The sequence below is a fragment of the Gluconobacter sp. Gdi genome (assembly GCF_014132155.1).
Taxonomy (GTDB): domain Bacteria; phylum Pseudomonadota; class Alphaproteobacteria; order Acetobacterales; family Acetobacteraceae; genus Gluconobacter.
In genome coordinates, this window is the sequence record NZ_BLJQ01000001.1 from 233,965 (window position 1) to 246,864 (window position 12,900).

Annotated in this window: 10 protein-coding genes; 3 read left to right on the plus strand and 7 right to left on the minus strand. The window is 57.2% G+C overall.

The genetic code is table 11. The features are described 5' to 3' along the window. Positions 1-15: 15 nt before the first annotated feature. From JN414_RS01015 to ccmA, 4 genes are all read right to left on the minus strand, one after another. Entirely contained in the window at positions 16-3,321 is a 3,306-nt protein-coding gene (locus tag JN414_RS01015) for a S41 family peptidase (protein ID WP_202206343.1), read from the minus strand. 151 nt (positions 3,322-3,472) lie between these two features. Beyond that, the gene (locus tag JN414_RS01020) at positions 3,473-5,095 is read right to left on the minus strand and encodes a Hint domain-containing protein (protein WP_202206344.1); all 1,623 of its coding nucleotides are present in this window, start codon (positions 5,093-5,095) and stop codon (positions 3,473-3,475) included. Positions 5,096-5,335: 240 nt separating this feature from the next. Beyond that, positions 5,336-6,001: a heme exporter protein CcmB gene (gene ccmB / locus JN414_RS01025; protein ID WP_086634019.1), complete on the minus strand. Its 666-nt coding sequence runs from the start codon at positions 5,999-6,001 to the stop codon at positions 5,336-5,338. Further along, positions 5,998-6,627, minus strand: coding sequence for a heme ABC exporter ATP-binding protein CcmA (gene ccmA / locus JN414_RS01030; RefSeq protein WP_064273745.1), 630 nt, complete (start codon positions 6,625-6,627; stop codon positions 5,998-6,000). Before ccmA ends, ccmB begins: the two co-directional genes overlap by 4 nt. 164 nt (positions 6,628-6,791) lie before the next feature. Between ccmA and JN414_RS01035 the strand changes: the two genes are divergently transcribed. Both JN414_RS01035 and JN414_RS01040 read left to right on the plus strand, forming a co-directional pair. Beyond that, complete coding sequence (locus tag JN414_RS01035; protein WP_304599223.1) at positions 6,792-7,583, plus strand: amino acid ABC transporter ATP-binding protein; 792 nt, start codon at positions 6,792-6,794, stop codon at positions 7,581-7,583. After that, positions 7,583-9,160, plus strand: a complete 1,578-nt coding sequence (locus JN414_RS01040) for an ABC transporter substrate-binding protein/permease (protein ID WP_046900034.1) — start codon at positions 7,583-7,585, stop codon at positions 9,158-9,160. The genes JN414_RS01035 and JN414_RS01040 overlap by 1 nt, the downstream gene beginning before the upstream one ends. A gap of 74 nt (positions 9,161-9,234) precedes the next feature. Here the strand turns inward: JN414_RS01040 and JN414_RS01045 are convergent, their stop codons facing one another. The 3 genes from JN414_RS01045 to JN414_RS01055 are packed head-to-tail and all read right to left on the minus strand — an operon-like array spanning position 9,235 to position 12,056. Continuing rightward, positions 9,235-10,170 (minus strand): hypothetical protein, encoded by a 936-nt coding sequence (locus JN414_RS01045; RefSeq protein WP_202206345.1) that lies wholly within the window; start codon positions 10,168-10,170, stop codon positions 9,235-9,237. 3 nt (positions 10,171-10,173) lie between these two features. Beyond that, positions 10,174-11,424, minus strand: a complete 1,251-nt coding sequence (locus tag JN414_RS01050; protein ID WP_202206771.1) for an AAA family ATPase — start codon at positions 11,422-11,424, stop codon at positions 10,174-10,176. 32 nt (positions 11,425-11,456) lie between these two features. Continuing rightward, entirely contained in the window at positions 11,457-12,056 is a 600-nt protein-coding gene (locus JN414_RS01055; RefSeq protein WP_202206346.1) for a hypothetical protein, read from the minus strand. Between the two features lie 203 nt (positions 12,057-12,259). Between JN414_RS01055 and rimP the strand changes: the two genes are divergently transcribed. Beyond that, the gene (gene rimP / locus JN414_RS01060) at positions 12,260-12,877 is read left to right on the plus strand and encodes a ribosome maturation factor RimP (protein ID WP_046900031.1); all 618 of its coding nucleotides are present in this window, start codon (positions 12,260-12,262) and stop codon (positions 12,875-12,877) included. Positions 12,878-12,900 lie beyond the last annotated feature (23 nt).

Sequence of the window (12,900 nt, forward strand, 5' to 3'; positions counted from 1 at the left end):
CATGGACTTTTTGCCTTATTGCGGTGAAGCAGGCTGCTGAACCGGGAAAGGCTCAGCCTTGAGAGCAGGGCGCGGATGATCCGCCATCTGCTTCTTCAGATACGAAACTGCTGCATCAAGCTGTTGATCCTGCCCCTTGAAGGTGGCGACCGGCATGTTCTCGATCTCGATATCCGGTGAGACACCCTTGTTCTCGACCAGCCAGTGGCCGTTCATGTCGAAATAGGGGTTTTCGGCTGTCCGGGCATTGCCGTTGTCAATCAGACGGTCACCGTCCGAAAGCCAGACACCGGCGCCTGCTGTGCGTTCCCCAAGGAGCGGAGCAATATGGAGAGACTTGATGCCTTGAGAGAAGGTTTCACCGTCCGAGTAGGTCATTTCATCTGAAATCACGATGAGATGGCCCTGAAACGCCTGTTGCATGTCGATGGCCGGAGCGTTGCCATAGCGGCTCCAGAACATCCAGGACCGGCGCATGAGCTGCGTCAGAACCCAACTGTCAATGTTGCCGCCATTATTGCCGCGGACGTCAACAATGAGTCCATCCTTGTCGATATTGGCATAGAACTCGCGGGCGAATGCCTCCATGTCATCGCCGACCATGGCTTGCAGATGCAGATAGCCAATGCGTCCATGGCTGGCACGATCTACAAGATCAGCACGGCTGACTTCCCAGTCCCGTGCGCGCAAGGACTTCTGCTTGCGCCAGCTTACGGCTGTCACGACTGTTTTGTGTTCTTTGCCATTGCGCAGAAGGGTCAGGAGAACCTGTTTCCCAGCCTGATTGGCCAGAAGCGTAGAAAGGTCGGGCTCGTCGGCTGCGGATTGTCCGTTCACGGCAACAATCAGATCTCCGTCCTGCGCATCAACGCCCGAAGCAGCCAATGGAGACTGCTGATCCGGTAGATCGCAGTCTCCTCTATAAATATGTGTGATGCGGAAGCCTTTTGCTTCGCGGGTAATCTGTGCACCCAGTCCGGCAATCAGGTTCGCAGCCGGGTCTTCGAGGCTTTGTGCCGGCCGGAGCTGGGAGTGCATGGCGCCAATTTCAGCAACCATCTGGCCAAGCAGATCATCCAGATCCGCACGGTCTCCAAGTCGATCCACAAATGGTGCGAAGTGGGCTCGAACGGCTTTCCAGTCTACGCCATGCAGATCGCGGTCATAATAATGATCACGGTGAAGGCGCCAGGCATCGACAAATTCGTCTGACCATTCCTGAGCAGGGTCGATGCGCAGTCGTAGTCCCTCAAAGCTGACCGCTTTTCCTGCGACATCATCAGGCTTCTTGGCCCCGACCGGCAGCAGAAGAACTTCGGGCGCCAGCTTCGCGCGAGGGGCCACGGTCATGATCGTTTTGCCGTCTGCGGAGAGGCTGAAATCTTCAACCTTGGGAGAGAAGGTTTCGATCTTGTGCTCGTTGTTATCGATATGGATGGACTTCAGAGGGTTGGCGTCATCGTCCGCACCATCCACGGTGAACAGATAATCGCTGGCGGCTGCCAGCCCGTGATAATCCGCGGCAGGGACGGGAACCTGATAGAGACGATCTGCCAATCCGCTCCATTCAAACGCGGGAAGAGGCTTCTTGGGAGCGTCCTTCTTCTCATCTTTCTTGTCGCTCTTTTCCTTGCTGTCATCATGATCCAGCTCGGTTGGCGCCTGGAAAGGAAAGCGTTCTCCGGCCTGGAGTGCGAGGGCATAGATGCCTGTACGATGTGGAAACGCCGGTCCCAGATTGCGGTCTCCCCAGGGAGAACCGTTAGCCAGCGAGAATGTGCGATCAGACAGGAACCACAGCCATTTCCCATCTGGGGAGAAGGTTGGGCTATAGGATTCGTAACGATCGCTCGTCACCCACTCCGTCCGTCCTGTTTCCGGAGAATACAGGGCAATCTGACGTCGCAGATTGGAGCCGCGCGTGCGTACGAAGGCGAGGGCCTTTCCGTCTGCCGCCCATGAAAGGGAATCGAAAACGTTCGTACCGTCCTGAGTGGCATCATCAACCAGCTTCTCAGCTTTGCTGGAAAGGTTGAGCAACCACAGGCGCCCCAGCAGATCCGTATGCGCGGCGTATTTTCCGTCTGGTGAGATTTCGAGAGCGACAGGTTCGGTTGAGGATGGCTGGCTGAGTGCTTCTCCCTTGCCACTGCCATCTGCCGCAAAACGCCATAGTGCAGATTCTCCGCCAGCATCGCTGAACGCAATGACGGACCTGCCATCCGGCGTCACGCGGGCGAGGCGCAGGCGGACATTGTCTGGGGTGGGCAGGACGATCAGACGCCTCGGGGAAGCTGCTGCCACGACCGTGTGGCCGCGCATCGTGAAGATAGCGGCATCGCCTTTGGGAGAAATCGTCTCCGACGTGGTGAAGCGGGTTGGTCGATCCAGCCAGTACGGTGCACGAGGTGCATTGTCCGAGACCAAATTGACGGGGATCTGGTGGCTCTCGCCTGAGGTCAGATCCAGCGAAAAGAGGTCTGCCCCTTTGCGGAACACAACATGGTCGCCTGAGAGTGATGCTTCCAGAATGCTGTAATCCGTAAAATGGGTCAGCTGTCGGGCATCTGTCCCGTCTGTGGCGGTACTCCAGAGGTTGTAACGCCCGTTTTCGTCGGAAATTACGATCAGACGATCTCGCCACGGCATGGGGCGAATGAGGTTCGCTGTGCGTGTGCCAATACGTTCGGCCTCGGTTCCGGACTGAAGATCAAACCGCCAGAGTTGCGAGAGTGCTCCTCCACGATAGGCCCGCATATGATCGCCTGTTACCGCGAGCCCGAACCGCACGGCATACAGCCATTTACCGTCCGGGCTAATGGAAGCGTCATTGACGTTGGCAAGCGGATAGACGTGCTTTACACCTGTTTTCGGATCCAGAGCTGCGACATTATAGCTGTAGTAAGGGCCAGTTGCGTCCGGCATGGAGTATAGGATGCCTGCATGAGCGTCCCACCCTGCGATATGAAGTTTCGGCGCGTTTTCAAACGTCATACGTCGGGGCGTGCCGCCAGAACTTGGCATGATGTAGAGCTCTGTCGGCCCATCAAAATTCGCCAGAAATGCGATTTCTTTGCCATCGGGGGAGAGGACAGGCTGTGGGTCAACAGCATTGGCGCCATGGGGCGCGCTGGTCAGGCGCTGGGCTGTGCCTCCCGTCAGGGGCACACTCCAGACTGACTGTTCCGCGCTGAAAAGAACGGTCTGCCCAGTGACTGACGGCTCCCTGAAATAACCGGGCTCAGCCTGGGCGGTCAGCCCGTAAGTGCACCCCAGAAGAGCCGCGCATGAGAGAAGGGAACGTCGGAGGGAAAACCGCATGATGTGAAGGACTTCTTATATGAAAATATCCTTCGATGATGCTGCGGTTTCATATCGCCGTCGAGATGGCAGGTGCGTTTTGAAGGTGGGAAAACAAAAAACGCCAGCCCGGGACGGGCTGGCGCTTCGTGATCTGCCGTGAAGAAGCGGATCAGGCTGTCAGGGCCGTCACCTTATCTTCTGTCGCCAGCACGTAGGAACTGTTGGACAGGATCTGCACACCCAGCATGGCAATGCTATGGGAAGCGCGGTTCGGGATCTGGATCTCAGCGTTCCCTGTGGTCCAGCGAGACGCCTTGCCTTCCTGTACGCTCCAGCCAGCAAGCTCGCTTTCCGTCAGGTGAGCAGAAAGCGCAGAGGTGCTGCCAGCATCATAAAGAGCAATATGGCCAACGAGCACGCCAAGCTGACGGCGGTCATCAACGAACGGACCGACAATGTCGGACGGACGGCTGGTGCGGGACATCAGACGTACGGAGTGGACATTCTGCGGAAGCATGAACATGGCGTAGCCATTGGTTTCACGCATCTTGCGAATGACGGTTCCGTCTTCCGTCATGAGGTGCAGGTCTGCATCCTCTGTCAGGACCGTGTCGGCGACAACGGATTCAAGGCCGGCCATGTCTGCGCGCGCTGCGATGTCGCGGAACAGAGGCTCTACCGCTGCACGATCCGTCGTCAGAGGTGCGGCGGCATTGTCGGCCCAGTTCTTGACGTTGCTACCAATGCTGAAGACGTTTCCGTCCTGCTGGAAGCTGCCACGGTTTCCGGTGTCCAGGAAGCTCTCGGTGAGCAGGCCATTTGCCATGATGACCGAGTGATCTGCCGTCTCGATGTGGAAGTAATCGTATGACGTGATGCTCAGGTCGTAATGGATGGAACGACCGTTCACCAGCATGCGAGCCGGAATAAACTTCCCATTAAGGAACAGGCAATGCTCCGGGGTTACCAGCAGGTCCGTGTGGGGTACGCCGGATGCGATGGCATCTTTCATGATGCGAACCGGGTATCCCGCTTCGTCAGCAGGAGCGCCAGCATGAACCGTCATGTGACGATGGCCGGCCCATGTGACAGGACGAATTTCCTCACGGCCATTAACATATACGGCCACATTGTCGCCAAACCGCAGCGCCTCGACAGCAACTTCACCTTCCTGGGTGCGGATCAGGGAGCCCGTCAAAAAGCACGTTAGGGTTGAATCGTTGCCGGTGCTTGAAGAGCTGAAATCTGCAGCCTTGTAGTAGTTCCCTTGTGGGTTCTTGGCAGTGTTAAGAGTGCTGAGAGTCTGACCGTTGCTATTTGTGACCTTAACAACGCCGTTTCCTGCATCAACAAGTTTCACAGCGCCATATGAATTCACGAAGGTGATCTTGTCGCCGGGCGCAACATTGCTGAAGCTCACGTTCGTAGCATATGCGTTGACTGTTACGGCACTCCCTGCCTCCGGGGCCCCGAACTCAAACGTCAGCGGGCCGGAAGCACTGTAAGCGTTGGTGTTCGTGAAGGAGCCACCATCTACCTTGATAGTACCAGCAGGTAGGGTGCTGTTATTCATCTTGAAGTTGGTACCAGTGGCGATAACCAGCTTCGCGGCACTGCCGATTGTGAGGCCCTGAACCTCCACATTTTGGTTATTGTCTAGCGTAACGGTACCATGGATGGTGAGACTGTTCACGGCCGTGGTGGGGTGACCAGTAACGATGGTTTCCTGACCATCTGTTCCAATATCACCGCCGCTTTGGGGAATGTTTGACCAGTCTATTGTATTAGACACGATATTTTTTTTCCAATCAAAAAAGGATGCTTGTTTTGCCGTATCAGCGACTTGATGCGCTGAGAGGTCATGACTTATTTGCATCAATAAGTTGGAACAAAACTAACAGTCAATAATGATTTGAAAAATTCTAACAGTATGTAATGGACCGGAGGCGGCACTATGGATCGCCCGTTGAGACTCTTGCGACGCCTCAAGCGAAAAAAACTCAATTAAATAAGGAAATTAACGTATTAAAAATCAGCCAACCGCAGATTTGAGGCCATAGCCTGCTGCGAGTGGGCAAAGTGGCAGCATTGCAAACAGGCATGCTCCCAGAAGGTCGAATCCGGCGCTTGATGATGCACCAAGCTGCCCGGCATAGGACGAAGCCGCACCGAAAATCAGTACTGGCGTTGCGAGAGGCAGAACAAGAAGTGGCAAAAGAACGCCACCACGACGCGCCCCCAACACGATTGAGGCGGCCATGCCACCCATCAGGGACAGGCACATCGTTCCAAGCATCAGCCCGAACAAAAGAAGCGGGAGTTCGCTCCCTTTTACGCCCAGCATGATGCCAAGCGGGATAGCTGCAACAAGAAGAGGCAGGCCAGTTGTCAGCCAGTGAGCAATCATTTTAGCAAATGCAACGGCATACGCTGGAAGGCCCGTGAGCATCAGCAGATCCAGTGAGCCATCTTCCAGTTCGGAGCCGAAAAGTCTGTCCAGCGGGAGCAGCGATGCGAGCAGTGCACAGACCCAGATGATGCCCGGCCCCATATGACGCAACAGATCTGGTGAGGGACCAAGGGCCAGAGGGAAAAGGCTGCCACACAATATAAAGAAGAGCAGGGACGCGAGCGTATCCGCCCCAAACCGATAGGCAAGTCGCAGGTCACGGTCGATCAGGGCAAAGAAAGCGGTCATGACAGCCAAAGCGGTTCAGCGTGAGCAAGGGAAGGGAGTTCGTGCGAACGCGTGTTGTCCAGAGGGAGCGGAACATGCGTCGTAACAATCATGGCGCCCCCGTTGTCACGGTGTTTGGCCATGATCGCTCCAAGCCGTTCGATGCTCGCCACATCCAGACCAACGGTCGGTTCGTCCAGAAGCCAGAGCGGCGCTCCTGACAGCATGACGCGTGCAAAAGCCGCCCGGCGTTTCTGCCCCGAGGACAGGAGGCGTGCTGGAAGGTCAGTCAGGAATGCCAGATCAAGGGCTTCCAACACGTCTTCCATGCTTCCGCTGCCCAGGCGATCGGCCAAGGCAAGATTTTGCGCCAGCGTCAGGCCAGGCTTGAGAGCATCCTGATGGCCCAGCCAGGCCAGTGCTCCATAGCGCTCAATCGTGCCACCATCAGGCTTGCGAAGGCCTGCGATTGTTCTGAGAAGAGTGGATTTTCCCGCACCATTCGGGCCGGTGAGTATCATGGCATCGCCATGCGCAAGCGAAAGGCTCACATCATCCAGAACCAGCCGGTCTCCACGGAAAACCGTAATATCCCTGACATCCAGAAGCACGGAAGGTGTTGTCGGGTCGGGCGGCTGGGTCGTCATGGGAAGCGTTCTGTCCGGTTCACGGTCTCATCAGCTTAGACCCTCTGAGCGCGGGAACTGCAAGGGGGCGTCTGAAAAGCTGCAATCTGGTGAATTCTCATTCCCGCATGCAGGAAAGGTCTCGATAGCCAGTGCGAGGTCCGTTAAGAGGGCTGAACGGTATTATGATCACACGTCTTATTAAGGGATGTCTGGAACTGACTGATCTGGTGTTACAGGCGAGCGGGATCGCCAAGTCTTTTGACGGCAACGAAATTCTTCGTGGTCTGTCACTTGATGTTGAACGTGGCGAGCTGATCTCGATTATCGGGCCTTCAGGCTGTGGCAAGTCCACGTTCCTGCGGTGCCTTAATTTTCTGGAGCATCCTGACGCCGGAACTGTCCGTATTGAAGATGTTACACTCGCCTGCACTGGCAAAAGCTGGACACGTGCCAATGAGGCACAGGCCCATCGCTTGCGGGCGCATGTCGGCATGGTCTTTCAGGCCTTCAATCTTTTCCCTCATAGAACCGTCATTGATAACGTTATGATGGCGCCGATGCGCGTGAAAGGTGTCTCACGGGATGAGGCGCAGGCGACCGCCTGTACGCTTTTGGAAAAAGTGGGGCTGGCGGGTGTTAAAAACCGCTACCCGGACAGTCTTTCGGGCGGCCAGAAGCAGCGCGCGGCAATTGCCCGTGCGCTCGCCATGAAGCCATCTGTCATGTTGTACGACGAGCCGACATCCGCACTTGACCCGGAACTTTCAGAAGAAGTTCTGTCGGTGATGCGGGATCTGGATGATGATGGGATGACGCAGCTTGTCGTAACGCATGACATGCGCTTTGCCCGTGCCGCCTCGGATCGCGTGCTGTACGTGGAGGCTGGTGAAATCGTTGAAAGCGGTGACCCGGACCTGATGTTCGCCAACCCGAAAGAGGGGCGCACACGGCGCTTCCTGCGGACGCTCCTGTGATGAACAAGTTTTTTGCGTGTCTACTGGCGCTGGCTTTCATGCTGGCACCCTCCGTTCATGCCGTAGCAGCTGACGAGACTGTCGCATCCGCGCCAGACGCTCTGGTCGTGCCGGGGGCTCGGGATAACACCGATCTGCCCTGGGCCTCGGATGGTGAGGCCAATGTGCCTTACGTGTTCCATGATCCCGAGCATGAATCCCGGATGACGGGCTTCGAATACGATCTGGTCAATGCCATCGCGGAGAAAATGCACCGCAAGGCGCGTTTCATTCAGAATGACTGGGATGGCCTGATTCCTGGCCTGTCGCGTGACCTTTACAGCATGGTTGCAGACGGCATCGAAATGACGCCGGAGCACAAGGCGGCGGTCCTGTTCTCCCGTCCTTACTATGTGACAAGCGAGCGGATCATTCTTCGCAAGGAAGAAACGGGTCTCGACACGCTGGAGGCTCTCAAAGGGCATAAGATTGGCACGATCAAGGACACCACAGCCGAGCGAATGTTGCGCCGGCAGGGTGGCTCTACGATCCGGTCTTATGAAGAAGAGACAAATGCCTTTTCGGATCTGCGGAACGGACGTTTGGACGCGATCCTGCTGGATGCGCCCATCGCCCTGTATTACGGCAGCATTTCCGATGACATGAAGCTGGTGGGCGAACCGATCGGCAGCATGGAATATGGCATTGCGTTTGCGCCTGGTAGCCGCGCGTTGCGGGATCAGGTGGATGCCGCCCTCGGAGATCTTATCAAGGACGGGACGCTTCACCAGATTTTGGCACGCTGGAACCTGTGGACTCCGTTGATGGAGAACTACACGGGGGACCATACCCATCCGGATATTGCCCCGGTGGAATGGGACCGGTATCGGGCCGCCATGGCCAGCACGACCGGTGGGAACTGGAAGGTTCTGGTTCACCGGTATGTCGGGTTCCTGCCTCTGATCGGCCAGGCAGCCTTGATGACGTTGGCTGTTTCAGCGCTCGCTATGGTGATTGCGGTCGCTCTGGGCCTGCTTCTTGCGTTGGCGCGGCATTATGGTGGGACGGTCCCTCGGCTTGTGGCGGGGTTATATGTCGAAATTGTTCGCGGTACACCGCTGCTGATTCAGGTTCTTTTCATTTTCTATGGGCTGCCAGCCTTTGGCATCCGGCTGTCTCCCTTCATGGCAGGCGTGTTGTCACTGGGTCTCAATTACGCCGCCTATGAAGCCGAGAATTACCGTGCGGGTTTGTTGTCTGTCCCCCGGGGCCAGATGGAAGCCGCTATCGCCCTGAACATGACGCACTGGCAGGCGCTTCGCCTAGTCGTGGTCCCGCAGGCCTTCCGCACGGTTGTGCCGGTCATGACCAATGACTTTATTTCGTTGCTCAAAGACAGTTCGTTGGTGTCCGTCATCACCTTGACGGAACTCAGTCAGACCTATGTGCGTCTGTCATCCACCTATTACGATTATTTCGGAACGGGGCTGATGGTCGGTGCGGCTTATCTTCTGCTTGGGCTACCGTTCGTGAGATTGGCCCGTATGGCAGAACGGCGCATGGGCCGCGGTATGGGCGGCAATATTGGTCATCACTGATTGGGAAGCATGAAAGACGCCTCGTTTAATGAATTAAAAAAGGCTGCCTCTCTGTTGGGAGGCAGCCTTTTTTGTCAGGACGCTTTGGGCGCTGACGGATCACTCGTGATGGATGGTGTGAGCGTATTCGGGTCAAGCGTCCCGTCAAACCCTTGTCGCAGAACGTCCGCCCATTTCAGCATCCACCGATCCAGATCCGTGATGAAGCGCGAGGAGTCCGGATTGGAATGAACTGTGCCCTTGCCCCAGATGTTAATGGGCGCCAGCAACTGCCGGGACCCATGCTCAATCGGAGCAATAAGCGTCTCTACAGTCTCGACCTGAACGCCTTGCGTGCCCTGAAGGGCTGCGTGATACCACCCAACATTGATCATGAGGGGCGGAATTGGAAAGCCGAGTGTTGCCATGCGGTTGAAGGCCGCTGTGATGAATGGGTCCGGGCTGACTGTATTGTTCGCCAGAACTGCGTTCCCCATATAGGTGCACTCTTCCGATGCGCCCGGCTTTCCGCTGATACGTGATGCATAGTTACGATCATCATGGCACGGCGTTTCCAGCCCATCCGTCACTTCCTGCGGAAGGGTCTGCTGGCTGGCGCGGACAACAATCACGGCCGAGACAACACCACTATCCGTACGCGCCAGCACCTGCTGGGAAATTTCTCCGTGAGGGCCGCTTCGGGCCGTCAGGATAGTGTGCCAGTCTCCGGTCGGGAGCGGAACAGTGCGCCCGGCAATCTTCAGGCTGTGCCGGAGGGTGATGCCTGGATCGGGAACACCGACCTGATCTACGCCACCGTTTGGGGCATTGCCGCTGGCGGCGTTTTGCGCGCCGCTCGCGCCTGCTGCAGACGCTGGACTTGCACCAGGAGCATGTCCCGGGAGCCAGGGCATGGCCTTCTTCAAGGCCGGGGTCGGGAAAAACGACGCCATCCCGATCCCGCCGACCATCATGATAAGGCTTGTGCGCCAAAGAGGCGCACGGCGCCAGAGTCGTCCAAATGCTGTCATGGATCAGTGGCTCAGGCGGCCGAGTTGCGCTTCGGTATCCTTGGAAATTTCCGCGATAACGCCCTCATCTCCTGCCGTCAGGCGAACCGTCTTGGCGCCCTGCTGACGGGCGATAATCAGGCTTTCGCTCACCATATCTTCAATGGACCGCACCAGATCACGAGCGCTGGCGCCGGTGCCCAGGTTCTTCTGCTTGACCATGACCTGAAAGAGCAGGGCCGGATCAATACCGCCTGTTTCAACGTGCAGGCCATAGCTTTCGATCATGGCTTCAATTTCCAGAGCGGCCACACGGGCCAGATCCAGACCGCGAAGGGCGCGGAATACGAAGATCCTGTCGAGGCGGTTCAGAACTTCAGGAGCGAAGCCTGCCCGCTTGAGCGCTTCCACCGACTCCGCACGCATTTTGTCAGGTTCATTTTCCAAGCGGTCCGCAATCTCTGTCAGTGCGTCCGTTGCGATGTTGGACGTCAGCATGAAGATGGCGCGGGTGGTGGAGACCTGTTCGCCTGTAGACGCTTCCGTAACGTGACCATCGTTCCACGCAGTGAGGAACTTCTTGAACACGTCCGGATGGGCCTTTTCGATTTCATCCAGTAGGACGACGGCATCTGGCTGATCTTTGAGCCCGCCGGTCAGCTTGCCGAAAGTGTCTGAGCCGACATAGCCCTTCGGGGAGCCGAAGAGCTGTGTGGCTGCATGGGGGCTGGACATCTGCGTCATATCGAAATGGAGCAGAGGACGTTCCATCTGTCGGGCGATCTGCTTGGCCAGATAGGTTTTGCCAGTTCCTGGAGGCCCTGCCAGCAGAAAAATGCCGACGGGCTTGCCACGAACCTGAAGAGCGAGGCGGCGGCGGAGCTGCTGGGCAATGTCTTCGCAGACACGGTCCTGCCCGATGACGCGGGCCCGAAGAGATGCGGCAAGCTCCTCCGCATCAATGACGGTTTCGCGCTGTTCGCGGGCCATGAGTTCTTCAAGCGCACCACGATTGGTCAGCCGGCTGAGAACATCCATGATCAGACCTTTCCTCCGGCGCAGTCCACGACGCGCCAGTTTTTCTGCAGAAGTTTCGTATCCCAGACCCATGACGGTCAGGAGGGCGCCGATCCCCGCAAGGGGGAGATAGGCAGGGCGTGCCCAGTTCAGAGCTCTCCAGAAACCATCCAGAGACAGGTGTAGCATGACGGCCACCTGAATGACCGCCAGAATCAGGAAGGCCGCCATCATAACTGGCATGGCCCGGTTGAGCATGGGAACGAGGGACTTGAACACCGGGGTGGCCTTTACTGAACAATCACGCCAAGCACGATACGCTGACTCAGCGCAGTCAGGCTTGGCAGGGCTTCGGGGCCGAGGGCGGTCATGGCACCAATGGTAAGAGCGGGTGCGTGCGGCATTGTGACAGGATCAATCGTAACCTGTGCGGCTTCGGCAATCGGCAGAATGAGCCGCTGGAATTTTCCTGTCAAAACAACGCGCTGGGTCAATCCGGATACTGTGACATCAACGGTCTGTCCTGTCACGCCTGCCGCATCCAGAACCGGCATTTCTACAAGGCGCATATCGCCACGCTGCACAGCCGCTAAAATCTGGCTTCGCTGTTGGGCATTGAAGCTGGTGGCAGCAAGCGCTTTAGGGGCATTCTGTGCGGAGAGCATGGAAAGCTGGACCGCCGCCTGAAGCGCCGGTGCCGTGCCAACGGCAGCATTGTCTGGCGGAGAAGCGGGAACTGCGGCCTTGGGCGTCGTGGCATGAGTGTAGAAAAATGCCCCGGCCCCAATGGTGACCACGGCCAGAAGACTACCTCCCGCCCAGAGAGGTCGGCTCCGGGGAGCATCCTGCTGCGGAAGGAGATGCGGTTTAGGCTCGGGTTCGGCTGTCATCAGGGCCTCATCTCACCCTGACTACCCGTTCAAGGCAAGCATTCTCCGCACTGATAAATGTAAACAAATCTTTCGATATGCTTATGGGGCTGTATCCCTGTCGTTCTACTTGCATTGCGAGGGTGGAGGGCCTAGATAGAGGTCATTCCATTCATCTTCCGCTTCTTTTCGGGGGGTGGCCCTGACGGGCCGCCTTTTTTGTCTTGTCTCAACAGAACACATCTTCCGGTCTCGAACTGCCTCATCTGACGGGCCTTGAAGCCCGCATTGCGGAGCGGATCGTGCCGACGCTGGCGGACCTGGGCTACGAGCTCGTCCGTCTTTCCGTTCTCGGGCGCGACACCCCGACCATTCAGATCATGGCGGACCGTGCAAACGGCTCCCTGATCTCCGTGGAGGACTGCGAGCAGATCAGTCACGCCGTCGGTGCCATCCTTGACGTGGATGACCCGATTCCAGGCGCATGGATGCTCGAAGTATCATCAGCTGGAATCGACCGCCCTTTGACCCGTGCAAAGGACTGGGAGCGATTCGCCGGACATCTGGCCAAGGCTGAGCTTGATGTTCCGCTCAATGGCCGTCGTCGTTTCTCTGGAACGGTGATGGGCACGCGGGATGGCAAGGGCGTGATTCGTCTGGACGACGGGACTGAAGCGGAGCTGCCATTGGCAGAAGTTCGCAAGGCCCGTTTGATCCTGACGGATGCCCTGATTGAGGCAAGTGCTGCCCTTTCGGGTATCACACCTGAAGCGGAGAGTGACGGCGAGACGCCTCGCGTTCCGAAACTGAATCCGAAGAAGCCGGGGAAGAAGAAACAATGACCCGTCTCATGCTGGCTGGAGGT

What these genes read in the sequence shown, in the direction of transcription:
- ccmB (WP_086634019.1), bottom strand. Translation starts at nt 6,001, where the DNA reads ATGACCGCTTTCTTTGCCCTGATCGACCGTGACCTGCGACTTGCCTAT.
- JN414_RS01015 (WP_202206343.1), bottom strand. Translation starts at nt 3,321, where the DNA reads ATGCGGTTTTCCCTCCGACGTTCCCTTCTCTCATGCGCGGCTCTTCTG.
- JN414_RS01035 (WP_304599223.1), top strand. Translation starts at nt 6,792, where the DNA reads ATGATCACACGTCTTATTAAGGGATGTCTGGAACTGACTGATCTGGTG.
- JN414_RS01055 (WP_202206346.1), bottom strand. Translation starts at nt 12,056, where the DNA reads ATGACAGCCGAACCCGAGCCTAAACCGCATCTCCTTCCGCAGCAGGAT.
- JN414_RS01040 (WP_046900034.1), top strand. Translation starts at nt 7,583, where the DNA reads ATGAACAAGTTTTTTGCGTGTCTACTGGCGCTGGCTTTCATGCTGGCA.
- JN414_RS01050 (WP_202206771.1), bottom strand. Translation starts at nt 11,424, where the DNA reads ATGCTCAACCGGGCCATGCCAGTTATGATGGCGGCCTTCCTGATTCTG.
- ccmA (WP_064273745.1), bottom strand. Translation starts at nt 6,627, where the DNA reads ATGACGACCCAGCCGCCCGACCCGACAACACCTTCCGTGCTTCTGGAT.
- JN414_RS01045 (WP_202206345.1), bottom strand. Translation starts at nt 10,170, where the DNA reads ATGACAGCATTTGGACGACTCTGGCGCCGTGCGCCTCTTTGGCGCACA.